A 22,418-nucleotide genomic window follows, 5' to 3' on the forward strand; every position below is an offset into this window, starting at 1 on the left:
CCGGGTCGGCCTTCTTGCTTTTCAGATGTTCTCCGGCGTTCCGCGTTTCTTGTGCAAGCGGGGCTGTTCGCTCCGCGGAGCGCTGTTAGCATCCGCTCGTGCGCATACTCCGCCGGGCCGTCACAGTCGTCGCCATCGTCGTGCTCGTGCTGATTGCGGCGTTCACGGGTGTCTACCTGTGGCAGCAGCCGATCCTGCTCACCGGAACCGGGTACGCGGCCCACAACGCGTGCGCGGTCACCGTTGTCGCCGGGCGCGATGACCCCGCGACCGACCTCCCGCCGAACCCGCTCGTGCCCTACCTGCAGGTCGATGGCGCGGACGACCCGACGACCGCCAGCCTGATCGCCGGGCTCGCGCGCCAGCGGGCCTGGTTCACCGACGGATTCGGTTGTACGCTCGCCGATTCGCGTCCCGACTTCGGTGCGGCATCCATCATCGAATCCGGCGCCAACGCGTTCACCGATGCGCCCACGCCCCCGCCGAACCCGGCTCTCGACGAGGCGATCGCGCTCGCGTTCGGTGATGAGCTGTCGAGCACCGCCGCTGAGCAACTCGGCACCCGCGCTGTCGTCATCGTGAAAGACGGCGAACTTGTCGCGGAGCGCTATGCCGACGGATTCGACGCCGACACCCGGCAACTCGGCTGGTCGATGTCGAAGAGCGTCGCGAGCCTGCTGACCGGCGTGCTCGTCGACCAGGGCATCGTCTCGCTCGACGATGACCACCTGCGCGCCGAATGGACCGACCAGCGGGCCGACATCACCATCGAGCAGCTCCTGCGCATGACATCCGGCCTGGCATGGGACGAGACCTACGACCTCGGCACCCCGATCACGCGCATGCTCTACCTCGAACCGGACATGGGCGCGTACGTCGCGAGCCTTCCGCTCGCTCACGACCCAGGCGCAGAACAGCTGTATTCCAGCGGCAGTACCACCGTGCTCTGTGCGGTGCTCGCCGAGCGCACCGGCCTCGGCGCCGACCTGCCCCGACAGGCCCTGCTCGGACCGCTCGGCCTCTCGTCGGCCATCTTCGAACCGGACGCCGCGGGCACCCCGGTCTGCTCCTCGTACCTGTGGGCGACGCCGCGTGACTGGGCCACGATCGGGCAATTCGCGCTGCAGAACGGCCAATGGAACGGCGAGCAGTTGCTGCCGGAAGACTGGATGCGGCAGAGCCTGATGATCACCGACGTCGATAGGACCGACGACCCCGGCTTCGGAATGGGATGGCGCACCAACACGATGCCCGACGGATCGCTGCGCTGGCCAGAGCTGCCAGCCGACACCTTCTACGCCGCCGGGCATGACGGGCAGAAGATGCTCATCGTGCCGTCCGAGCAGCTCGTCGTGGTGCGCATGGGGTTCACCCCCGAGGCCGACGCCGAGCCGTCGCAAGTCCGGCTCGTCGAGGACGCGATCTCCGCGCTCGGCTGATCGTTCGCGGCACACGATTGGTGCGGCCGGTCAGCGCACCGCCAGCCACGCAAGCGCGGCGACGACCGCTGCGGCCGTCCCGGTTTGCAGGGTCGGCCCGGGCGCCGGCGCGAAGTCCGGCGAGTGCGGAGCCGGAATGTCGAAGTCGACGGTTCCTGACGCCTCCGCCCTGGCATACAGCTCCGGGTCGATGCATCCGATTCCCCAGTAGGTGTACGGCACCCCGAGCGCATCCGGAATCACGCTGAAATCCTCGCTCGCCGATTGGCGGTCCAGGACGAACGCGCTGTCGCCGAAGTGACGTAGGAAAGCTTCTGAGACCGTGCGCGTCGCCGCCGCATCGTTCACGGTGAACGGGTAGTGGTCATAGAACTCGAAGGTCGGCGGCTTTGGTGAACCGGACGCCGCGCATGCGGCCTCGACGATGCGCCGGACGGCGTTCAGGATCACCGTGCGGGTGGTCTCACTGAACGAGCGGATGTTCACTGCCAGCATCGCGCGATCGGAGATGATGTTGCTCTTCGAGCCGGCCTCAAGGTGGCCGACGGTCAGCACCGCGAACTCACCCGGCCTGATTTCGCGCGACACGATGGTCTGCAGCCGCAGCACGATCGACGCCGCGAGCACCACCGGGTCCACCGACAGCTGCGGCATCGAGCCGTGACTGCCCCGCCCCCACACCGTGATCCGAACACTGTCGCCGCCGGAGAGGAATGCCCCGGCGCGCGTCCCCACCCGGCCGGCGGCGAACGGCAGCACATGCTGGGCGAGCGCGACATCCGGGCGCGGAATCAGCTCGGCGAGACCGCCCTTCAACATCGACGCGGCGCCGTCGGCGAGCTCTTCGGCGGGCTGGAACAGCGCGATGTAGGTGCCGGTCCAGGCATCCGTGCTCGCGGCCAGCAGTCTGGCTGCCCCGAGTGTGCACGCCACGTGCGCGTCGTGCCCGCAGGCGTGCATCAGTGGAACGTCCTTGCCGTCGCGATCGATTACCCGGTCCGCACTCGCATAGGGCAATCCGGATGCCTCGCCAACCGGTAGCGCATCCATGTCGGCGCGCATCAGCACCACCGGCCCGTCACCGTTTCTCATGATGCCCACGACGCCGGTGGTGCCGATGTTCTCGTGAACCTCGTAGCCGGACTCGCGCAGGGCCTCGGCGATCGCGGCAGCCGTCCTAACCTCCTGGTGCCCGAGTTCGGGATGCTTGTGCATGGACTCGTAGAGGTCCAGCTGCCAGTCCGCGATCGCTGGCCACGCGGCAAGAACGCGCGCGGGAGCATCCCCATCGGATTCCGTGACCTCAGGACCGCTCCGCACAGTGTTACGTTACCCACGCCGGAGGTTCTCGACTTATCCCGTCGAGTCGCGGTCGCCGGCGCGGAGTCAGAGAGAATCGAAGCGTGGGATTTTTCCGTCGTCGTCGTTCGGTGAACGTCGGTAAGTACGTCGCTCCCGAAGAGATGCCGCCCCCGCCGGTCGACCGGGTCGTCGATGAGGGTGTGCTGATCGCGATCACCGCGGTGCGGATGCACGTGAAGAACGAGATCATCGTGCGCGCGATCAAGAACGACGCCGACTACAACGTCGCCGAACTGGCCGAGGTAGCGCGCGACGAGTTCGAGGAAGTCGCCAAACAGAACGACGGCTACGCCGCCGGTCCGGTCAGCGTGCGCCACATCGAGGTGTACAGCGCCATGGCCGCCGAGTTGCGCAAGGCCGCCCAGGATCCCGAGCTGATCGCGGCGACCGTGGAACAGGCACGTGAGGACGCCTGGCGCGAGATCAGCGGGGTCGTCGCATCCAGGCTGGAGAAGCAAACCTTCGACCCGTCTAAGGATCCACGGTACGAGAAGGAACGTGCGGCCCGGATGCGGGCCCTGATCAAGGTGGACCTGGCGACGCTGAAAGAGGAATCGCGGGACAGCTACTGAGCGGTCGACGCTGAGCCGGTCTTGGCGGAGGCCATCGAGCGCTCGAGCAGCACCATCACTTCGTGATGCTCGGTGTTCGGGAACATGTCGAACAAGCGGGCCCGGCGCGGGCGCAGCGACGGCATCGCCTTGAGGTCGCGCGCCAGCGAGTGCGCGTTGCAGCTCGAGTAGATGACGTGCTGCACTGGTGAGTCCTCCAGCCAGCGGGCGAGGTCGTCGCCGATGCCGCGACGCGGGGGGTTCACGATCACCAGGTCGGGGACGCTGTCGGATCCGAGGGCGAAGGCCGTGGCATCCGCGGCCTGAAAGGCGACCCCGGCCAGCCCCGCCTCGTCGCGGCTGAGCTCCGCACTCGCGATCGCCTCGACGCTGGTCTCGATGCCGACCACCTCGCGCGACGGGTCGGCGCAGTGCAGGGCGAACCCGCCCACGCCGCAATACAGATCCCAGACCGAGCGCGGCCCGAGCTCGCCGACCCAATCGCGGGCCTGCCGGTAGAGCGCAGCGGCGATTGCCGTGTTGGTCTGGAAGAAGCTCTGCGGCCGCAGGTGCAGCTGGATGCCGTTGAGCGGCATCGACAACGCGGTCTGCTCGGTGAGCGCGATCTCGAGAGCACCCTCGAGGGTGGCCTTGTGCTCCGGGTGCAGGTTCGCCGAGACCACCGTAAGGGTTGGCAGCGCGCTCAGCAGGGTGGCAAGGTGCTTCCGGATGCGAGGCAGCGACTCGTCGGTGCGGAGCACGAACCGCAGCATGAGCTCACCGGTCGGCGACTCGGTGAGCAGCAGGTACTTCAGCTCACCGCGCCGGGCGGGCACGTCGTACGGGGTGAGCTGAGCCCGGGTGATGAAGTTTGCGAGTTCGGGCAGGCAAGCGTGGATCGCCGTGCCGTGCAGGCCGCAGTCACGCAGGTCGATGCCAGCGCCAGCCTTGTCGAGGATGCCTAAAGTCGGCTGCTGAACGGTGCCGGAAACGACAAGCTTTGCCTTGTTGCGGAAGCCCGCTTCGGGGCTGGATACGGGCGGCGCCCAGCGCAGTCCGGCGTGCTCACGCAGCAGATCGCTGCAGAGTTGTTGCTTGCCGGCGAGCTGGCTGTCGTACGACTGCTCGATGAGTGTGCACGAGCGGCACAGGCCGGCGTCGAAGTAAGAGCACTGCATGGGCTCGGCAAGTGTACGTCAACGCAGCACCCGCGCATCCGCAGCATTGAGCCAACCCACGGGAGGGCTCGATACCGTGACGGCGGAGGAGCCGGCAGCTCTCCGATCCTCAATAGTGAAGGGGCGGCAGATGCAATCGCACGTCGAGATCGAACTGAAGTTCACGGTGGCTGACGATTTCGCATTCGGGGCCGTCACGTTGCCCGACGCAGTCCGGCTCGAGGACGGCCGCGATCTCACCCTCGAGGCCGAGTACTTCGACACGGCCGACCGTCGGCTCTTCGCACGCGGGATCACCCTGCGCCGGCGGCGCGGCGGGGACGACGAGGGCTGGCACCTCAAGCTGCCGCGGTCGGCGGGCGAGCGGGAGGAGCTTGCCGAACCGCTCGGCGAGGAGGATGCACCGCCGGTGGCGCTGCAGCGGCTGGTCGCCGTGCACGTGCGACGCGAACCATTCGTGCCGATCGCGCGCATCGCAACCCGGCGCACGGTGCGCCGGGTCGTCGGCGATGGCGGCGTGGTGCTTGCCGAGCTGGCCGACGACGACGTGACGGCCGAGGCATTCACCGGCGGTGAGGTCGAACTGTCCACCTGGCGAGAGCTTGAACTCGAGCTTGTCGACGGGGACCGGCAGCTGCTCGAAACGCTCAGCAAGAGGTTGCAGGCCGCCGGGGCACACCGGTCGAGTGATGCGTCGAAATTGGGCCGGGCGCTCGGCGATCACTCACGCGGCGCTGACCGGGACTCGGCCGGTGTCGACGGCAGCGCGGGCGAGGTCGTGCGCGCCTACCTGGAACAGCAGATCAACAAGCTCAAGGCGGCCGACCCGGGCGTTCGACTGGATGCCGAGGACCAGCTGCACCAACTGCGGGTCGCCTGCCGGAGGCTACGCACCGCGCTGAAGACGTTTCGTCCGCTGTTCGATCGTGAACAGACCGATCCGATCCGTGACGAACTGCGGTGGATCGCCACCTCGCTGGGAGACGCCCGCGACACCGAGGTGCTGCATGGGCGGCTGGTGGACGAGCTGGAAGATGACGGCTCCGGCGGCGATCCCGCCCACAGCCGGATTGATGCTGACCTGGGCAAGCAGTACCGTACGGCGCGCAAGCAGGTGCTCCGGCATCTCGACAGCGCCCGCTACTTTCGCCTGCTCGACCGGCTCGATGCGCTGGTCGAGAACCCTCCATTCACCGCCGACGCGAGTGCCGCAGCAAGCAAACGGATTCCGCGGCTGGTGCGCAAGGCGTTTCGAGCGGTACGGCGGGAGCATGATGCCGCGGCGCGGGCCAGCAGTGACGAGGAGCGCGTGATCGCCTTGCACGAGGTGCGCAAGGCAGCGAAGCGCGCCCGGTACGCGGGCGAGGCTGCCGCGCCGAGTTTCGGTAAGGATGCCACCCGATTCGCCGCCGCCTTCGAAAAGTTGCAGGACCTGCTCGGCGAGCACCGCGACAGTTTCGTGGCGCGCCAGACGCTCGGTGAAATGGCGCCGCGGGCTCACGCGGCGGGCGAGGACACCTTCACCATCGGTGTGCTCGCTGGTCGTGAGGAGGAGCGCGCGGCGGCGGTGCTGCGGCGCTACGACGCGGCGTGGGATGCGGCATCCGCGCGGAAGCTCCGCCGCTGGCTGACGTGATCGCGCTGACGTGCACCTGACCCACGTACAATTCCCGACGTGAAGGGGGCAGGGTTCGGGGTAATGGTGCTGATCGTGATCGGCGCCTGGATCCTTGCGGCGCAGGCACCACCAGTTTCCACCATGCCTGCCGCTCCCGTGTTCTCGGGCGAGGCGCCGCCCGCCGCGTCTTCGCCAATTGCGTCTTCACCGACCGCGCGAGACCGGCCGGCCGGGATCGCGGGCAGCGTCGATAGCGCCTGGCTCGCCAGCACGGCTGTCTCGACCGGAATTCCAGCGCGGGCGCTGGCTGCCTACGCCGGTGCCCAGCTGCGGCTGATCGACGAGCAGCCCGATTGCGGCATCGGCTGGAACACGCTCGCCGGCATCGGCAAGATCGAGTCGGGGCACGGCAGCCACGGCGGCGCGAGCGTTGCCACCGACGGGCAGGTAGCTCCCGAGATCCGCGGAATCCAGCTCGACGGGTCGGCGTCCGCCCGGATCAACGACAGCGACGGCGGCGCGCTCGACGGCGACTCCGAGTGGGACCGGGCGGTCGGTCCGATGCAGTTCATCCCGGACACCTGGAAGCGCTGGGGCGCCGATGGGAACGGGGACACGGTCGCCGACCCGCACCAGATCGACGACGCGGCACTCACCGCGGCGCGGTACCTGTGCGCGGCGGGCGACCTGCTGCAGCCCGATACCTGGCGGACGGCCATCCTGTCGTACAACCACAGCGAGGAATACGTGGCCAACGTCGCCGACGCGGCCAACGGGTACGCCGATCGCGTACGGTGACGCCTGCGGATCGTCGGACGGAACCTGCTCGGTTCGATCGATCCTCCGCTGCCGCGTAACGTGGCTGCATGGCCGCGCGAGCGCTCACCGCCGGCCCGGGGATTGCGGTGCGCCGGGCATTCGGTGCCGCGCGCTTGATTCTCGCCGTCCTCTGGATCATCGCGCTGGTCGGCGACATCCGGTACACCCTCGGATTCCCCACCTCGGTCGTGGGCAACTTCTTCAGCTACTTCACCGTGCAGAGCGCCATCGCCTCCACCGTCGTGTTCTTGCTCGGGGCGGTGTTCGCGGTGCGGCGGGAGATCGACCCGGGCTGGTTCGACGTGCTCCGGGTGCTGGTCACCACTTACACGGTCTCGTCCGGGCTGGTGTCGCTGGTCATCCTGAACCAGTGGGCGGCCCGTGGCATCTACGTCGACGTGCCATGGTCGGCGCAGATGCTGCACTTCTGGCTGCCCGCTCTGGCCTTGCTTGACTGGTTGTTCGCCCCGGGTCGAGTGCACGTGTCGTGGTTGACCGCAGTGCTGGCGGTGCCGTTCCCGTTGCTCTGGGGTGCTTACACCTTCATTCGCGGGCCGCTGGTCGGCTGGTACCCGTACTTCTTCCTCGACCCCGCGCAAGTGAGCGGCGCCTGGGAATCAGCGCTGTACGGTGCCGGTGCACTCGCGGTGATCACCGGGGTCGCGGCGTTGCTGGCTGCGGCGACCCGCTGGGATCCAGTCGGCAACCGCCACCGCCACCGCCATAGTCATCGCCGCCGCTAGGGCTACTCCTCGGGCTCGGGCGTGGCGGCGTCGACGAACGGGTCGAGACTGCGCTGCGCCATCGCGCGAACCTCCTCGTCAGACAACTCGGCCATCCGCTCGGCGGCATCGGCCACAACGATCCCCATCAGCATCGGTTCACCGGTGAACGGTTCCAGGTTGACCCAGGCCGCGACATCCGATTCCGCACCAACCCCCCGCCAGATCGGCGCTTCGGTCTGCCAGAACGGCTCGTCGAACCGCAACCAGATCACCTCGAGCGCGCCAACGCCCAGCGCATCGATGGCCTCCCGGTGCCGGAACGGCAGCGGCGGGTCGAATTCGATGGTGCCCGCCTTGAGTACGCCCAGCGGCACCGTGACCACCACGCGCTCCACGGTCAGGGTCTGCCCGTTGCCGAGACGCAGGCTGACGCCGTCTTCGGCCTCGGCGACGTGGCTGACCGGGCTGGAAACCGCAATATCCAGCCCCTCGGCGAGGCTGTCGATCAGCGTGCTGAAGTTGCCGAGCACGAGGGCCGCCTCGCCCTCCTCCGGCTGTTCCTCGACGCCGGTCACGCCGGTGGTTCCGTACCAGGCGGATATCCGGTCGGCCTCGGCGCCGGTCGCGACGGCCAGTTGGGTGCGCAGGAAGTGCTCGAGCCACGCGGCATCCGAGATGTCACCGGATGTCCCGAGCGCACCGGCCCCGGACCCTTCGAGCGCTTCAGCCACCGACAGGTCGCGCGGCTGCCCGGCCGCCCATGCGACCGCCGAGTTCAGGGCATCGGGACCCACGGCAGGCTCTTCGACGACCACGCCCTCGGCGGTACGGGTCTCGGCTTCGGCAACGGGGAGCGGCTGGGTGGCGATGCCCAGTTCGGTGAGCTGGTCGGCCAGCGAACTGCCTGCTTCCACGATCGACGCGCCGAGCTCGATCGGCTGCGGCCAGTCGTCATTCGGGCCGATGGTGAGAATGCGGCCACCGATGCGATCCCGCCCCTCGATCACCACGACCTCGAAGCCTTGATCGGCCAGCGCCCGCGCGGCCGTGAGCCCCGCCGCGCCCGCGCCGATTACGGCAATCCGGTCACCCTGCGCGGCGGTCGCGGACACCTGTCCGGCGACCCGACGCCCGGAAAGGATGGCGCCGGCGACAGTGCCGGGGAAGGAGGAGGCCGCCTCGCCGGCGAGAAACAGCCGACTGTCAACCGGCTCGGCGAGGGCCTGCCGGTCCTCCGGGCTTGACCCGACCGCCATGAAACTGATCGCCCCGCGCGCAAACGGATCGTCCGACCAGGCACTGCGCCGGAATGCCGTCGGTGTCGGCACTCTGCTGGGCTCGGGGGAGCGGGTCGGCGACGGTGTCGGGGTCGGGGTGTCGCCGGTGCACGCGGTCAGCCCGAAGAGGATCAGGCCAGAGGCTGACCCGACCAGAAAGGTGCGACGGTCGATCGCTGGCACGTGACTCCGGTTCCTCCCCGTCAAACTCCGGACCTCTGCGGCCAACCTACTCCGTCGTGGTCAGGACCCGATGTTGCCGCGTCGCTTCAGCCATTCACTCCTGCGCGCTTGGGCCGTACCCTGTTGCCAGGGAGGTGGGTTCCATGAATGCGAAGCCGGGCGACCGAATCATCATCCGCGGCAGGACTGTCGAGTCTCATGACCGCCATGGCGAAATACTCGAGGCGCGGGGTGCCGACGGCGGGCCGCCGTACTCGGTGCGTTTCGACGATGGCCACGAGAGCGTCGTCTTTCCGGGCGGCGACTTCCAGATCGAAAAGGCCGCCGAGCACTAGGGCGCCGAGCACTAGGGTCAGAGGGTGAGTCCTCGCCCGCGTCGTGTTCCGCCGAGCGATTCACTGGCCGATTGGCCGAACGTGGCGAGCGATGATCCGGTGGTCGATGCCGTCCGGCGTTTCGCGGTGAACCTGCGGGATGCGATCGGGGACCGCAGCCTGCGCGAGATCGCCCGGCTCAGCGGGGTCGATCGCACCACGATCGCCGTGGTGCTCGCCGGTGAGGCGTGGCCGGATGTCGCCACCCTCGCCCGGCTCGAGGTTGCACTCGAACGGCCGCTGTGGCCGGTGTTCGGCCAGGACTGAGCACTCCAGACCGTCAGGGCTCGGGCGTTGTCCCGGCGAGCCGGGTGTGGATGCGGGCGCTGGCCTCGTTCAACCCGGTGATCGTGGCCACCTTGCCGTGCCGCTCGTACTTGGTTGTGATCGCGTCGAGAGCGGCGACGGTGGAGGCATCCCAGATATGCGCCCTCGAGAGGTCGATGGTCACCTCGGCGGGGTCGTCGGCGTAGTCGAACTGCGTGGTGAGGTCGTTGCTCGAGGCGAAGAACAACTCGCCACTGACTCGGTAGTGCGCCGCGTCGTCGGTCACGCTGCGTTCGACGCGGGCGAAGTGGGCGACCTTGCGGGCGAACAGCACCATCGCGGCGATCACGCCGACGACAACGCCGATCGCCAGGTTGTGGGTGATCACGACGACGGCCGTGGTGAGCACCATGAGCAGGGTCTCGCCGACCGGCATCCGCTTCAGCGTCTTCAGCTGCACGCTGTGCCAGTCAAATGTGGCGACCGAGACCATGATCATGACCGCGACGAGCGCCGCCATCGGGATGATCGCGACGAAGTCGCCGAAGACCACGACGAGCAGGATCAGGAAGACCCCGGCGAGGAAGGTCGAGATGCGGGTGCGCGCGCCGGAGGCCTTCACATTGATCATGGTCTGGCCGATCATCGCGCAGCCGCCCATACCGCCGAAGAAGCCGGAGAGCACGTTCGCGGTGCCCTGGCCGAGGGCTTCGCGGGTCTTCCCCGAGCCGGTGTCGGTGACGTCGTCGACGAGCTTCGCGGTCATCAGCGATTCCATCAGGCCGACCAGCGCCATCGCCAGGGCGAACGGGCCGATGATCGCGACAGTCTCCCAGGTGAGCGGCACGTTCGGCAGGAACAGGGTGGGCAGGCTGTCGGGCAGGTCGCCCTTGTCGCCGACAGTCGGCACGTTGATGCCCATGGCGACGACCGCGACGGTGAGCAGCACGATCGTCACGAGTGGTGCGGGCACGGCCTTGGTGAGCATGGGCAGCCCGACCATGATCAGCACGCCGATGGCCACCAGAGGATAGACCAGCCAGGGCACGCCGATCAGTTCGGGAAGCTGCGCGGTGAAGATCAGGATGGCGAGGGAGTTGACGAAGCCGACCATCACGCTGCGCGGGATGAAGCGCATCAGCTTGGCGACTCCGAGCAGGCCGAGGACGACCTGGAGCACGCCGGCCAGGATGACGGTGGCGATGAGGTAGTCGAGGCCGTGATCGCGCATCACCGGGGCGATCACCAGGGCGACGGCTCCGGTCGCCGCGGAGATCATCGCGGGGCGTCCGCCGAGGAAGGCGATCGAGACGGCCATCACGAACGACGAGAACAGGCCCACCCTCGGGTCGACGCCGGCGATGATCGAGAACGCGATCGCCTCGGGGATCAGTGCGAGCGCGACAACCAGACCGGCGAGCACCTCGCGGGTGAGCAGGCGAGGGGAGCGCAGCGCGCTGAGCACGGTGGGGGCGGAGGCAGACATCGACGATCCGATCGGGTGAGGGAAGCGGACGCGTCGTTGCGAGGCATCCGGACCGATCGGATGCCGGTGCGAGTTTACCCTCGCGCCGCATCCGCTGGTCGAGCCTGCCGAGACCTGGGGATCTCGACAAGCTCGATCAGCGGTTAGGCGGCTCCGAGCACCATCAGCGCGGCCTGCAGGTCGAGTGCGAAGTGCACGATCAGCAGGTACGGCAGCACGCTCGGACGCCAGCGCAGCAGCGCCGACACCAGCAACGCGAAGGGCACAAACATCAGAGCCCGCCAGAGGATGAACTCGATGTCGAAGCTCAGCGGAAGTGCCGCGTGCTGTACCGCGTGCATGAGAGCAGGCACGAGCACGACCAGCCAGGCCGAGCGGGTGAGCTGGGCGAGGCGCGGCTGCACGTAGCCGTAGTAGTTCGGCAGCTCGGCCAGAGCCGTGGTGATGGGGAACAGCACGACAGCGGTGATCGCCGCCCACATCGGCAGCGGCTGGACGAACAGGTCGAGGGCGATCTGCGGGTCTCCGAACAGCCAGGTGGCGAGTCCGATACTCGGCAGCGCGGCCAGGGGAGCCGCAATCAGCACCGCCACGAGGGTGGTCAGGATGTCGCGCCCGCGCGCGCCCCGCTGGAACCGGTACAGCGCGCCCAGCGACGAACCGTCGAGTCGGAGGTAGTGGGCAAGCAGGCCAAGGTTGACGAGGTTCGCGGCCGAGGCGGCGAGTGGCCACCAGGCGGCGGAAGCTGCCCAGGCGTTCTCGGTGCCGCCCAGGGCAAGCAGACCGGCGATCACCGCCTGGAACACGGCGAACAGTGCCAGGCGCACGAACAGCAGCTCGACGATCCGGCGCCCGGGAACGCGGACAGTGTCACGGGTCGGGGCAGCTGCGGTCAGGGTGGTCATGGTTCGGGTAGTCCCTTCTCTCTGTGTGGGGCGGTCGGTGTGCGTTGGTTGGTGCGGGTCGTGGGTCTGGAGGGCTAGTCGGGGTTGGGTTCGAACATGTCGAGGGCGGCGCGCCAGGTGGCGTCCAGATCGGCGTCCGCCGGGAATCGGCCGGCCAGCTCGAGGTCGACAAGGCCGTGGGCGAGTGCCCAGAGTGCGCGGGCACGGTTGATGTCTCCGTTCACTGCCGTCAGTAACGGCGCGGCAGCGGCATCCTCGACTCCCGGAGCCAGCCGCTCGCGGTCCAGCGGGTGCCGGGTCACCAGCGCATAAGGCTGCGGGTGGGCGAGCGCCCAGCGCCGGTAGGAGGTTGCGAGGCCCCGCACGCCAGGCTCAGCACCAGCGAGTTCGGCGGCCATGGCGCGCAGCGCGCGCTCCTGCAGGGCGGCGATGATCTCCTCTTTGCCGTGCACGTGCTTGTACAACGAAGGTGCGCGGATGCCGAGCGCCTCGGCCAGCCGCCGCATCGACATCGCCGCGGGGCCTTCGGCCTGCAGCAGCTGCTCGGCGGTGTCGAGGATCTCATCGCGGCGGCTCACAGCGGCGCCACCATCGACTCGGCGCGATCCCGGAGTGCCTTGTTCATCAGGTGGAACCCGGCCTCGGTCTGCACGAACATGCCGGGCATGAGGGGAACCAGCAGGCCGCGGAAGGACTCGGCGTGGGTGAAGAGGCATCCGCCGTCCTCGAGCGGTTCGATCGTGAACGAGTGTTCGCCGTCGAACAGGCCACGGATGCCGAGCGAACCCAGCCAGGCGAGCTTGCGGTTCGGGGTGGCCGCGGTGACCCGTGGACGGAAGGTCATGCCCTTGCCGCCGGGGGGAGAGATGCGGATCCGCAGTTGCTCGCCGACACGCAGTGTGCCTTCGACCTCCGAGACGAACGGGTTCCATTCCGGGAAGCGGGCGGTGTCGGTGAGTGCGCGCCATACGGTCTCGGCGGGGGCGTCGATACGGATTGACGTGGTGATGGTCTTCATGGTCTTCCCTTCGGCTAACGGTGTTAGCGAAACTCTATGGCTAACATTGTTAGCCGTCAAGAGCTGGGCCACGATCACCGCAGTGAGGGCCGTCCCGAGGCCAAGCAGCTGCAGCGGAGCGAGGGCCTGGCCGAGGATCCACCAGCCGAGCAGCGTGGCGACGATTGGGCTGAGCAGCCCCAGGAAAGCGGCGCTCGTCGCGGTCAGCCGGCCAAGCCCCCAGAACCAGATCGAATAGCCGAACACCGAGTTCACCAGCGCGAGGTAGCCAAAGCCGACGAGGTTGGTTGCCGAGATTGTGGTCGGCAGTCCCTCGAGCAGCAGCAACGCCGGCAACAGCATCAGACCGCCCGTGGTGAGCTGCCAGGCGGTGAATGCGGACAACGGCACCGGCCGACCCCAGCGCTTGACCAGCACGAGGCCGGCCGCCATCGAGGCTGCCCCGCCCACGCCGGCGAGCACGCCAACCGGATCGAGAAGGGCCTCGGCCTGCAGTACCAGCAGGCCAACGCCGGTCACCCCGGCAAGGCCGGTGATCGCTGTGTGCAGGCGAATCTTCTCCTGCAGTACGAGCGCCGACAGGATGAGCACGATGATCGGCTGAAGTGAACCAACCGTCGCCGCGACACCGCCGGGGAGCCGATACGCCGAGATGAACAGGAGCACGAAGAACACGCCGATATTGAGCGCGCCGAGCACCGGAGCCTTCCACCACCACGATCCGGTGGGCAGCTGTCGCGCCAGCGCCAGTAGCAGCAGTCCGGCGGGCAGGGCTCGAACCGTCGCGGCGAGGAGCGGCCGGTCGGCGGGCAGCAACTCGGTTGTCGCGAGATAGGTGGTTCCCCAGAGGGCGGGTGCCACCCCGGTCAGCAGCGTGGCACGGAGCGTGTTCATCAGACATCCAATCAATCAGTGATTGCTTAGTAGTAAGCTAAATCTAAGTCAGTCGAATGTCAATGGGCGAGTGAACACTCTCTTAGTCGTAAGCGGGTTAGGGTCAGAGGATGAGCGACGCGGTGGACGACATCCTGAGCCAGTGGCAGCGGGAACGACCGGATCTCGATGCGTCTCCGATGGGGGTCTTCGGCCGGATCGCCCGTCTGGCGGTGCTGCAGCGGGAGGCCAGCGAAGAGCGACTTGCCCCGTTCGGCATCAACGCCGCCGAGTTCGACGTGCTGGCGACCTTGCTGCGCAGCGGCTCACCGTACAGCCTCACGCCGGGGCGCCTGGCGAAATCGGCCATGGTCACCACCGGCGGCATGACCGGCCGGATCAACCGGCTCGAAGCCAAGGGGCTGGTCGTGCGTGACGGGAACGACGCCGACCGCCGCAGCATCCGTGTTCGCCTCACCGAGGAGGGGAAGCGAACGACGGATGCCGCGGTGGCCGCGCATCTCAGCGCGGAGTCGAGCTTGCTCGAGCCGCTCAGTGAGCCTGAGCGGGCTCGGTTGGCAGCGCTGCTGGCGAAGCTGACCGGCGGGCGCTGACCGGGTACTGCCTGGTGACCACCAGGATGGCGATGAGCACAGCCATCACGATCCACCCGGTGTAGCCGAGAGTGCCGGCCGCGGCGGGGTCGATCGGGTGGCCGGCGGCCACAATCAGTGCGCCGAGCCCGGCCGTGCCGTTGATAAAGGCGTGGGCGAGGGCGGCCGCCCAGACCGTGCCCGAGGCATCCGTGATCCATCCGAGCAGCACCGACATCAGCACGCAGGCGACCACCATGAAGGCCAGCGCGGCGACCGCGGGGTAACCGGGGTAGTTGTAACCGAGCAGGACCATGGGTGCGTGCCAGAGTCCCCAGATGACGCCGGTGATCACGGCGCCCGTCCACTGGCCGTAGCGCTCGGACAGGCGCGGCTGCAGCCAGCCCCGCCAGCCGAGTTCCTCGCCGAGGGCGGGAATGACGTTGATCAGCGGCGCGACCAGCATCGTCGCCAGTTGCGCGAAGACGAGCGTTTCAACGGGGAGGGCCTGGGCGGCCGCGGCCGCCGGGACGGGCTGTGAGGCCGCGCCGGAGACGGACTTGAGGACCTCCGCGAACCCGCTGAAGCCCACCAGGTCGGCCTGGAACACGCCGAGCGCAGCGGCAAGGGCGAACACCGCGACGGTGAGCGCGATCGGGCCGAGCCAGGCGATCACGTAGTACGGCAGGGTGCGCCGGAACTTCCGCCGCGGGCGTAGCGTCGTCAACCGGGTGAAGCGCTCACCACTCGGCGCCACCCACTCGGTGATCCGAGCGGCGAGGGCGGGCGCGAACATCAGCACCACGCCCAGGGCGAGGGCGCCCGGAGTGGCGAGGCCCTGGCCGCTCAGCCAGAGCGGCAGGACGATGAGCCAGGCGAGCCCGTAGGCGAGAAGAACGAACAGCACGGTGGGGTTCATACGCCCGATTTTTGAGCGCACTGAAGGAAGGTTTGTCATGGCATGTCCTTAGGTAGGTAGGAGGTGCGTGTACGGAGTGGTGCGGGTTAGTGCGTGGTGCGGTTAGAGCAGAGTGAGGGCGAGACCCGCGCCGAGGGCGAGAGCGCCGACCGCGAGCAGTGCCAGCTCGGTCAAGACGATGTGCGTCTTCGCGAACCGCACGGCGAGCATGTTGGTCACCGAGTGCACTGGAAGCGTGAGCAGCACGAACCACGGCGAGGCGAACAGCAGCAAGGTGAAGCCGATGTGAAGTGCGGTGGCGCTCCCGCGCTCGAGTGCTCCCCAGAAGCCGTTCTGCGGCTCGGTCATGCCGAGGTCGCGCAGGGCCTGCTGAGCCTCAAGCGATTTCGGGTCGTCCTTGGTCATCAGGTTGGCCAGCACCAGCAGGTTGACTACGACGACCAGCACCTCAATGGTTGCCCAGCCGAAGCCGGCCCAGAGTGCGTCGTCGAGCGTGTCGATGACCAGGAGTACCAGGGCGAGCCGGACGAGCTCCTCGGCCGGGCCGGATGCCCAGCCGACGACGGTCATCGCCTTGTCCTTGCCGACCAGCTTCATGGCGATCAGGGCGACGGGCTGGCGCAGCACGAGCGCGAGCAGCCAGCCTGCTGCGCCGAGGGCGAGCGGCAGCCAGTGCGGCGCGCCAATGGCGGCGATCAGGACCCCGGCGGCGATGATCGAGGCGATGAGCAGGGGCGGTGTGTTCCGTCGAGTGTGGGTAGCGAGTACGGCGAGGTCAGTCACGGGATTCTCCGTTCGGGCGGTCGATCGGCATTGATACGGTGCCGATGAGGCGAGGGGTGCGGTCGGCGGTGCGGGGGTTGTCGAGTCGCGCGTGCAGAGCGCCGCGCACCTCGGCGAGAAGTTCAAGAAGTTCGGAGTCGGTGAGGTTGAGCACGATCTCGCGGTAGCCGACGCCGTCGGCGACCAGGTCGATGTCCGGGCGGTCAAGGTAGTGACCGAACTCGCCGAGCAGGCCGGCGAGGAAGGTGGCGAAGTAGCGGAAGTGATCCTCGCGGGTCGCGTTGGCGAGATCCTCGGCGGTCAGGATCGCTGCGCCGCGGGCCATCGCGTAAGTGCGTTCAACGGCCCCGCGAACCTGCGTCTGTTCGACGACCTCGATCAGGCCGGCTTCGAGCATGGCGTTCAGGTGCCGGTACAGGGTCGCCTGCGGCAGCGTTGGCAGCGCCGCGGCGAGCTGCTTAGTGGTGCGAGTCGCGGATCCGAGCTCTCGCAGGATCGCCATGCGCTGCGGGTGCAGCAGCACGTCGGCCTTCTCCAGTGGTTTCGCTCTCATGATTGAGAACGTTATCACGAACGATAATGGTCGTGTCAAGCATCCGTTTTTTCGCTGCCGCTAGCGTTTCGGCCATCCGCGCCGGAACCTTCGCTAGCGCCGGGCCGAAAGGCTAGCGCCACGGTGGGTGGAGAGCTCGGCAGAGGGTCGGGCGAGAGGGGTTGGACGGGACTGCCCGGGCTGGACAGCGGCTCGTCAGTTGACGACGGCCTTCTCCTCCTGCTCGGCGAAGAGCAGTTCGGCGAGCTCAGCGGGGGTCGAGACGACCGCGATGGCGTCGGCGAATTCCTCGGGCGAGCCGTAACCCCAGTCGACGCCGATGGTCGGGATGCCATGGGCTGCTGCGCCCTCCACATCATGGATGCGGTCGCCGACCATCACCGGGTTGGAGACGTCAGCACCGACACTCTCCAGCCGGACGAGCGCCTCGGCGATGACATCAGCCTTCTCGCTGCGGGTCTCGTCGGCGGAGGCGCCGGTGATCACGGTGAAGTGATTGGCCAGGTCGAAGTGCTCGAGCATCAGCGTGGCCGGCAACTCCGGCTTGCTGGTTGCCAGCGAGAACGGGATGCCGCGGCGGTGGATGTCGCGGATGAGCGCAGGCATGCCGGGGAACAGCGTGCTGTCGTAGGCGCCGTCGTCGAGGTACTTGGCCCGGTACACAGCAAGCGCCTCATTGGCTTGCTCGAGGTTCAGCCCGGCGAAGTCGCGGAACGAGTCCATGATCGGCGGGCCCACCCACTTGAGCAGGTCCTCGGCCGGCGGTACCGGCTGCCCGATCTGCTCGAGTGTCCACTTGAGCGTGGAGATGATCCCCGGCGCGGAGTCGGTGATTGTTCCGTCGAGATCGAGCAGGATGCAGCTGTACATAGTGGGTTCAGCCTAGGCCGGTTAGTGCTGCATGGTGTCGTAGCGGGCGAGGGCATCGGCATCCATCGCCCTGGTGGACGCCCGGCGCGCGGCGTCGAGCGCGGCAACCGGGTCGGCCTCGTCGCGGGCCAGCGCAAGCTGGCGTTCCGCCTCGGCCAGTCGGGTGCGGGCATCCGTGCGCACCCGTCCCCGGTGCGCGGCGATGTAGTCGGCCGCGGCTGCGATGTGGCTCTCCGCCTGGCGCATCGCTCCGGTCAGAGCGGCGCGTGCCTGCTCCAGGCGGCGTTCCGCGCTGCGGGCACCGGCGAGGGCGGTGTCGAGCCGGTCGCCGACGCGCTGCAGGCGGTCGATCGCGGCGCGCGGGCCGTGGCTCGCGGCGGCGCTGTCGGCGGCTGCGAGTTCGGCCTCGACCTCGGCGATCGCCTCGTTCACCGCGTCGCGCTGGTCGGGTTCGGGATGCGTGTCACGCACCTCGCGGGCCTCGACCAGGCTCGCCCTCAGCTCGTCGATGAGCGCGTTCAGATCGAGCGTTGCCTGGGCAGCGTCACGCTCGGCGCGGGCGGCCGCGTCGAGGATCCGCGCCGCCCGGGCCGCGGACTGCTCGGCTTCGCGGATGACCGGCCCGACCGGGGCGCGCCCACCGAGTAACTCCTCAGCACGGTTAGCGGCAGCCGTGGCATCCGCGAGCAGTGCCGCCGGGGCGGCCTGGGCGGAGACATCCGGTGCCTGCAGGCGGCCGCGCGTGGCCTCGATCAGCGCGCGCACGCGCTGAAGATCCTGTGGCGCATCCTGCTCACGGCCGCGACGGGCGTCGAAGTCGTGCTTCTGCTCGGTGAGCACCTCGGTCGCAGACTCGCAGAGAGTGATGATGCGGCGGTTCCACTCGCGGCGCTGGCGCTCGGAGTCGGGTATCGAGTCATCCAGCCGTTGCCGCAGCGCGAACGCCTCGCGGGCGATCTGCTTGGCCGAGCGGATCGCGTCGGCGAACTCGGCGGTGTCGGCCACACCGAACTGGGCGATCGCGAAACCGAGCTCGTCTTCGCTGTCGTGGATCAGGTCGTCGAGCCGCACGAGCGCGCTGCCTGCCCGCAGCTCGACCTCACGGACGATGACATCGATCGCGGCAGGCCGCCGATTGCGCCGGGCGATCACGATGATCGAGATGATGGTGGCGGCGGCGGCGAGGATGCCGAGCGTGGCGACGGCCACGGTGAGCGCGCCGACCAGTTCCATCAGAACAACCGGGAGTGGCTGTCGTCCAGGCCGCGCATGGCGTCGTAATCGAGGGTGACGCAGCGGATGCCGCGGTCCTCCGCAAGCGTCCGGGCCTGCGGCTTGATCTCCTGGGCGGCGAACACTCCCTGCACCGGTGCGAGATGCGGGTCGCGGTTCATCAGCTCGAGGTAGCGGGTGAGCTGCTCGACGCCGTCGATGTCGCCGCGACGCTTGATCTCGACGGCGACGCTGGCGCCCGTGTCGTCGCGGGCGAGGATGTCAACCGGGCCGATCGCGGTCATGTATTCGCGGCGCACCAGCGAGTAGCCGTCGCCGAGCAGGTCGATCTGTTCGGCCAGCAGCTTCTGCAGGTGAGCTTCGACGCCGTCCTTGATGAGACCGGGGTCAACGCCCAGATGGTGCTCGGTGTCGTGCAGCACCTCGTGCACGTTCACCACGAGCACGTCGGTGGTCTTGGTCTGGGTGACTTTCCACACCTCGGTGACGCCGGCTTCAGCGGCATCCGCCTCGGGTTCATGCATTGCGATGGTGCACGGCGGGCTCATCCAGTTGAGCGGCTTGTAACTGCCGCCGTCGCTGTGCACGAGCAGGCTGCCATCGCTCTTGAGCATCAGCAGCCGGGTTGCCAACGGGAGGTGTGCACTCAGCCGGCCGGCGTAATCGACGGAGCAACGGGCAATGACAAGACGCACGCGACGAGTTTAGTTGCTGGCATCCGCGTCGGCGTCCAACGGGCGCCGGGAGGGCTCGCGTGCTGCCGGCGCCACCGCTCCGGCGACGCCGATCAGCACCAGCACCACGAGCAGGGCGTTCAGCAGGCCGACCTGCTCGCCGAGGAAACCGATCACCGGCGGTCCGACGAGGAAGGCGCAGTACCCGACGATGGCGACTGCGCTGACGGTGGCCGCGGCGCTGCGCGGGTCATCGGCGGCGGCAGACATCCCGACCGGGAAGCCGAGCGCCGAACCGAGGCCCCAGAGCACCACCCCGGCGCCCGCGACCCAGGGATTGGGCACCAGGATCACCAGCAGCAGCCCGACTCCGGCGAGCACGGATGACACGCGCAGCACCGGAACCCGGCCGAACCGGTCGAGGAACCTCACCCCGACCAGCCGACCCACCGTCATCGCGGTGACGAAAATGCCGAAGACGAACGCGCCGGTGGCGTTGTCGACCCCGTGGCCGTCGACCATGGCCAGGGCGAGCCAGTCGTTCGCCGATCCCTCGGCGAACGCCATCCCGAGCACGATCAGTCCAATCAGCAGCGTGCGCCGGTCGCGCCACACGCCCAGCCTCTCGCGCCACGTGGTGGTCGGCGGCGTGTCATCCTCATGCCCGAGCACATGCTCGGAACCCGCGTAGCGCACGGCGATGATCGCGCCCACCGCCATCACCACCGCGACGGCGCCGATGTGCACGCCGATCGGCACGCCGAGCAGTTCGGCGAGGCCACCGGCTGCAGCGCCGAGCATCGTGCCGATGCTGAAGAACGCGTGATAAATCGGCATCACGGTTCGGCCGAGCACGCGCTCATTCGCCGCGCCGGAGACGTTCATTGCCACGTCGCACGCGGCCATGCCCACTCCGAAGATCGCGAGCCCCATGAAGGTCAGCCAGAAGTTCACCGTCACCGTGACGAACAGTCCGGCGATCACGAGACCAGCCGCGCCGGCGATGATCCCGGTGGCCATGGTGGCGCGCGACCCGAACGTCGCCACGACATGGCCGGCGGCGATGAGCCCCACGATCGAGCCGGCCGACAGCCCGAAGATCAGCCAGCCCATCTCGGTCGTGGAGGCACCGAGCACGTCTCGCACCGCGGGCACCCGGGCAAGCCAGCTGGCGATGCCGATGCCGGAGAGGGCGAACACCACGAAGAGCGCGTTCCGCCACGCGGTGACGTGGGCACGAGTCATCCGGCCCGGATAGATTCGCTCGGTCACGGCGGCATCCTCACGGTTGGTGGTGTGCCCACGCTAACTGACGGGTCGGAGGATCAGGGGTGCCCGGCGACGATCCAGCGGGTACCGCGCGCCCGGAGGCCCAGGGTGAGCGCCCGGACGCCGATGTAGCCGAAACCGAACGCCACCCACAGCCAGGTCAGCCCGGCATCCGTGACCTCCACGGCCCACAGCATCGGCAGGTACATGACGATGTTGACCAGCCCCGTCCAGGCCAGGTACCGGGAGTCGCCTGCCCCGATCAGCACGCCGTCCAGCACGAACACGTAGCCGGCGAGCGGGATGCCGACGCCCATCAGCACCAGCAGCAGGGGCAGCGCCGCCAGAATTCCGGGATCGGTGGTGAACACGGCGCCAAGCACCGGCGCCACGGCGATCACCAGCAGCCCGAGCGCCGCCCCGGCCAGCAGCCCGAGCTGGATCAACCGCCGGGTCACCGCGCGCACCCGGGGAACATCGGATGCCCCGAGCCCGTGCCCGATCATGGCCTGCCCGGCGATCGCGAGCGCGTCCAGCGCGAACGCCAGCGTGGAGAACACCGTGAGTGCGATCTGCATGGTCGCGAGGTCCTGCACGCCGAGGCTGGTGGCCACGACGACGGTGGCGACCATCGCGATCCGCAACGACAGCGTGCGCACCAGCAGCCAGCCGCCGGAGGTGGCCGCTCCACGCACTCCGGCCAGTCCCGGCCGCAGCCCGACCTGGTGCACCCGCGCGGCGCGCACCGCGATCACCAGGTAGACCGCCGCCATGCCCCACTGGGCGACGACCGTTCCTGCTGCGGAACCGGCCAGCCCCCAGCCGAGGCCGTAGATGAACAGCGCGTTCAGCGCGGCGTTCGCCGCGAAGCCGACGGTGGCCACCACGAGCGGTGTCCTGGTGTCCTGCAGGCCGCGCAGCAGGCCGGTTGCCGCCAGCACGATGAGCATGGCGGGCAGTCCCCAGAGCGAGACGGTGAGGTATTCGGTCGCGCCCTGGTTCACGGCATCCGTCGCCCCGAACGCGGCGACCAGCGGGTCGACCGCGAGGTATCCGCCGGCCACCAGCAGAATGCCGATGAACACCGCCAGCCAGAGGCCGTCGATGCCTGCCCGGATCGCCCCGGAGGTGTCGCCGGCGCCGAGCCTGCGCGCCACCGCGGGGGTGGTCGCGTAGGCGAGGAAGATCAGCAGCCCGATCGTGGTCTGCAGGATCACGCTGGCGATGCCGAGGCCGGCGAGGGCGTTTTCGCCGAGATGGCCGACCAACGCGGTGTCGGTGAGCAGGAACAGCGGCTCGGCGATCAGCGAGCCGAGCGCGGGCACGGCAAGCCGCAGGATGTCGCGATCGAGACTCTTCACAAGGGGCATGACGTGATCGACCCTATCGAGGTGCCGCGCCCCCGTGGATCGAGCTTGTCGAGATCTCGACAAGCTCGATCAGCGGATG

General features: G+C 68.6%; 23 protein-coding genes. 8 read left to right on the plus strand and 15 right to left on the minus strand.

Annotated elements, in window-relative coordinates; translation table 11 throughout:
• Nucleotides 1-98: 98 nt before the first annotated feature.
• Entirely contained in the window at nucleotides 99-1,439 is a 1,341-nt protein-coding gene (locus tag GO591_RS00135) for a serine hydrolase domain-containing protein (RefSeq protein ID WP_157154957.1), read from the plus strand.
• Between the two features lie 30 nt (nucleotides 1,440-1,469).
• On the opposite strand, the gene GO591_RS00140 is transcribed toward GO591_RS00135, so the two are convergent.
• Complete coding sequence (locus GO591_RS00140; protein WP_232466212.1) at nucleotides 1,470-2,759, minus strand: amidohydrolase; 1,290 nt, start codon at nucleotides 2,757-2,759, stop codon at nucleotides 1,470-1,472.
• Nucleotides 2,760-2,842: 83 nt separating this feature from the next.
• On the opposite strand from GO591_RS00140, the gene GO591_RS00145 reads away from it, so the two are divergent.
• Nucleotides 2,843-3,373 (plus strand): hypothetical protein, encoded by a 531-nt coding sequence (locus tag GO591_RS00145; protein WP_157154958.1) that lies wholly within the window; start codon nucleotides 2,843-2,845, stop codon nucleotides 3,371-3,373.
• On the opposite strand, the gene rlmC is transcribed toward GO591_RS00145, so the two are convergent.
• Nucleotides 3,367-4,530 carry a 23S rRNA (uracil(747)-C(5))-methyltransferase RlmC gene (gene rlmC, locus GO591_RS00150; RefSeq protein WP_157154959.1) on the minus strand — a complete coding sequence of 388 codons (1,164 nt, stop codon included), beginning with the start codon at nucleotides 4,528-4,530 and terminating at the stop codon, nucleotides 3,367-3,369. The two genes, GO591_RS00145 and rlmC, sit on opposite strands and share 7 nt — an antisense overlap.
• A gap of 130 nt (nucleotides 4,531-4,660) precedes the next feature.
• On the opposite strand from rlmC, the gene GO591_RS00155 reads away from it, so the two are divergent.
• The 3 genes from GO591_RS00155 (at nucleotide 4,661) to GO591_RS00165 (ending at nucleotide 7,710) form a co-directional block, all read left to right on the plus strand.
• On the plus strand, nucleotides 4,661-6,166 hold the full coding sequence (locus tag GO591_RS00155) for a CYTH and CHAD domain-containing protein (protein WP_198295502.1): 1,506 nt from the start codon (nucleotides 4,661-4,663) through the stop codon (nucleotides 6,164-6,166).
• Between the two features lie 39 nt (nucleotides 6,167-6,205).
• Nucleotides 6,206-6,946, plus strand: a complete 741-nt coding sequence (locus GO591_RS00160) for a lytic transglycosylase domain-containing protein (RefSeq protein ID WP_232466213.1) — start codon at nucleotides 6,206-6,208, stop codon at nucleotides 6,944-6,946.
• Between the two features lie 68 nt (nucleotides 6,947-7,014).
• Complete coding sequence (locus GO591_RS00165; RefSeq protein ID WP_157154961.1) at nucleotides 7,015-7,710, plus strand: Pr6Pr family membrane protein; 696 nt, start codon at nucleotides 7,015-7,017, stop codon at nucleotides 7,708-7,710.
• A 2-nt stretch (nucleotides 7,711-7,712) separates the two neighbouring features.
• On the opposite strand, the gene GO591_RS00170 is transcribed toward GO591_RS00165, so the two are convergent.
• Nucleotides 7,713-9,152, minus strand: a complete 1,440-nt coding sequence (locus GO591_RS00170; protein ID WP_198295503.1) for a flavin monoamine oxidase family protein — start codon at nucleotides 9,150-9,152, stop codon at nucleotides 7,713-7,715.
• Nucleotides 9,153-9,295: 143 nt separating this feature from the next.
• Here GO591_RS00170 and GO591_RS00175 point away from each other — a divergent pair, with 143 nt between their 5' ends.
• Together GO591_RS00175 and GO591_RS00180 are read left to right on the plus strand one after the other, a co-directional pair.
• Nucleotides 9,296-9,487, plus strand: coding sequence for a DUF1918 domain-containing protein (locus tag GO591_RS00175; RefSeq protein WP_157154963.1), 192 nt, complete (start codon nucleotides 9,296-9,298; stop codon nucleotides 9,485-9,487).
• 24 nt (nucleotides 9,488-9,511) lie between these two features.
• Nucleotides 9,512-9,793, plus strand: a complete 282-nt coding sequence (locus GO591_RS00180; RefSeq protein ID WP_198295504.1) for a helix-turn-helix domain-containing protein — start codon at nucleotides 9,512-9,514, stop codon at nucleotides 9,791-9,793.
• Between the two features lie 13 nt (nucleotides 9,794-9,806).
• Here the strand turns inward: GO591_RS00180 and GO591_RS00185 are convergent, their stop codons facing one another.
• From GO591_RS00185 to GO591_RS00200, 4 genes are all read right to left on the minus strand, one after another.
• On the minus strand, nucleotides 9,807-11,279 hold the full coding sequence (locus GO591_RS00185; protein ID WP_157154964.1) for a SulP family inorganic anion transporter: 1,473 nt from the start codon (nucleotides 11,277-11,279) through the stop codon (nucleotides 9,807-9,809).
• A gap of 143 nt (nucleotides 11,280-11,422) precedes the next feature.
• The gene (locus tag GO591_RS00190; RefSeq protein ID WP_157154965.1) at nucleotides 11,423-12,184 is read right to left on the minus strand and encodes a hypothetical protein; all 762 of its coding nucleotides are present in this window, start codon (nucleotides 12,182-12,184) and stop codon (nucleotides 11,423-11,425) included.
• A 74-nt stretch (nucleotides 12,185-12,258) separates the two neighbouring features.
• Complete coding sequence (locus tag GO591_RS00195) at nucleotides 12,259-12,762, minus strand: TetR/AcrR family transcriptional regulator (protein WP_198295635.1); 504 nt, start codon at nucleotides 12,760-12,762, stop codon at nucleotides 12,259-12,261.
• Entirely contained in the window at nucleotides 12,759-14,096 is a 1,338-nt protein-coding gene (locus GO591_RS00200; RefSeq protein ID WP_157154967.1) for an EamA family transporter, read from the minus strand. The genes GO591_RS00195 and GO591_RS00200 overlap by 4 nt, the downstream gene beginning before the upstream one ends.
• Nucleotides 14,097-14,206: 110 nt before the next feature.
• Here GO591_RS00200 and GO591_RS00205 point away from each other — a divergent pair, with 110 nt between their 5' ends.
• Nucleotides 14,207-14,689 (plus strand): MarR family winged helix-turn-helix transcriptional regulator, encoded by a 483-nt coding sequence (locus GO591_RS00205; RefSeq protein WP_157154968.1) that lies wholly within the window; start codon nucleotides 14,207-14,209, stop codon nucleotides 14,687-14,689.
• Here the strand turns inward: GO591_RS00205 and GO591_RS00210 are convergent.
• The 8 genes from GO591_RS00210 to GO591_RS00245 all read right to left on the minus strand — a co-directional run bounded on the left by GO591_RS00210 (nucleotide 14,628) and on the right by GO591_RS00245 (nucleotide 22,339).
• Complete coding sequence (locus GO591_RS00210) at nucleotides 14,628-15,587, minus strand: CPBP family intramembrane glutamic endopeptidase (RefSeq protein ID WP_157154969.1); 960 nt, start codon at nucleotides 15,585-15,587, stop codon at nucleotides 14,628-14,630. The two genes, GO591_RS00205 and GO591_RS00210, sit on opposite strands and share 62 nt — an antisense overlap.
• Before the next feature lie 102 nt (nucleotides 15,588-15,689).
• Nucleotides 15,690-16,370 (minus strand): hypothetical protein, encoded by a 681-nt coding sequence (locus GO591_RS00215; RefSeq protein ID WP_157154970.1) that lies wholly within the window; start codon nucleotides 16,368-16,370, stop codon nucleotides 15,690-15,692.
• Nucleotides 16,363-16,923 (minus strand): helix-turn-helix domain-containing protein, encoded by a 561-nt coding sequence (locus GO591_RS00220; RefSeq protein ID WP_157154971.1) that lies wholly within the window; start codon nucleotides 16,921-16,923, stop codon nucleotides 16,363-16,365. Before GO591_RS00220 ends, GO591_RS00215 begins: the two co-directional genes overlap by 8 nt.
• Nucleotides 16,924-17,118: 195 nt before the next feature.
• Entirely contained in the window at nucleotides 17,119-17,793 is a 675-nt protein-coding gene (locus tag GO591_RS00225) for an HAD hydrolase-like protein (protein WP_157154972.1), read from the minus strand.
• A gap of 21 nt (nucleotides 17,794-17,814) precedes the next feature.
• Entirely contained in the window at nucleotides 17,815-19,026 is a 1,212-nt protein-coding gene (locus GO591_RS00230) for a hypothetical protein (protein WP_157154973.1), read from the minus strand.
• Nucleotides 19,026-19,721 carry an endonuclease NucS gene (nucS, locus tag GO591_RS00235; RefSeq protein WP_157154974.1) on the minus strand — a complete coding sequence of 232 codons (696 nt, stop codon included), beginning with the start codon at nucleotides 19,719-19,721 and terminating at the stop codon, nucleotides 19,026-19,028. Before nucS ends, GO591_RS00230 begins: the two co-directional genes overlap by 1 nt.
• Nucleotides 19,722-19,730: 9 nt before the next feature.
• Nucleotides 19,731-20,972, minus strand: a complete 1,242-nt coding sequence (locus GO591_RS00240) for an MFS transporter (protein ID WP_198295506.1) — start codon at nucleotides 20,970-20,972, stop codon at nucleotides 19,731-19,733.
• A 53-nt stretch (nucleotides 20,973-21,025) separates the two neighbouring features.
• Nucleotides 21,026-22,339, minus strand: a complete 1,314-nt coding sequence (locus GO591_RS00245) for an MATE family efflux transporter (RefSeq protein WP_157154975.1) — start codon at nucleotides 22,337-22,339, stop codon at nucleotides 21,026-21,028.
• Nucleotides 22,340-22,418 lie beyond the last annotated feature (79 nt).

Source organism: Diaminobutyricimonas sp. LJ205, assembly GCF_009755725.1.
In the GTDB taxonomy this organism is placed as follows: Bacteria; Actinomycetota; Actinomycetes; order Actinomycetales; family Microbacteriaceae; genus Ruicaihuangia.

What these genes read in the sequence shown, in the direction of transcription:
- rlmC (WP_157154959.1), bottom strand. Translation starts at nt 4,530, where the DNA reads ATGCAGTGCTCTTACTTCGACGCCGGCCTGTGCCGCTCGTGCACACTC.
- GO591_RS00245 (WP_157154975.1), bottom strand. Translation starts at nt 22,339, where the DNA reads ATGCCCCTTGTGAAGAGTCTCGATCGCGACATCCTGCGGCTTGCCGTG.
- GO591_RS00165 (WP_157154961.1), top strand. Translation starts at nt 7,015, where the DNA reads ATGGCCGCGCGAGCGCTCACCGCCGGCCCGGGGATTGCGGTGCGCCGG.
- GO591_RS00190 (WP_157154965.1), bottom strand. Translation starts at nt 12,184, where the DNA reads ATGACCACCCTGACCGCAGCTGCCCCGACCCGTGACACTGTCCGCGTT.
- GO591_RS00225 (WP_157154972.1), bottom strand. Translation starts at nt 17,793, where the DNA reads ATGTACAGCTGCATCCTGCTCGATCTCGACGGAACAATCACCGACTCC.
- GO591_RS00230 (WP_157154973.1), bottom strand. Translation starts at nt 19,026, where the DNA reads ATGGAACTGGTCGGCGCGCTCACCGTGGCCGTCGCCACGCTCGGCATC.
- GO591_RS00210 (WP_157154969.1), bottom strand. Translation starts at nt 15,587, where the DNA reads ATGAACCCCACCGTGCTGTTCGTTCTTCTCGCCTACGGGCTCGCCTGG.
- GO591_RS00205 (WP_157154968.1), top strand. Translation starts at nt 14,207, where the DNA reads ATGAGCGACGCGGTGGACGACATCCTGAGCCAGTGGCAGCGGGAACGA.
- GO591_RS00185 (WP_157154964.1), bottom strand. Translation starts at nt 11,279, where the DNA reads ATGTCTGCCTCCGCCCCCACCGTGCTCAGCGCGCTGCGCTCCCCTCGC.
- GO591_RS00200 (WP_157154967.1), bottom strand. Translation starts at nt 14,096, where the DNA reads ATGAACACGCTCCGTGCCACGCTGCTGACCGGGGTGGCACCCGCCCTC.
- GO591_RS00175 (WP_157154963.1), top strand. Translation starts at nt 9,296, where the DNA reads ATGAATGCGAAGCCGGGCGACCGAATCATCATCCGCGGCAGGACTGTC.
- GO591_RS00155 (WP_198295502.1), top strand. Translation starts at nt 4,661, where the DNA reads ATGCAATCGCACGTCGAGATCGAACTGAAGTTCACGGTGGCTGACGAT.
- GO591_RS00220 (WP_157154971.1), bottom strand. Translation starts at nt 16,923, where the DNA reads ATGAGAGCGAAACCACTGGAGAAGGCCGACGTGCTGCTGCACCCGCAG.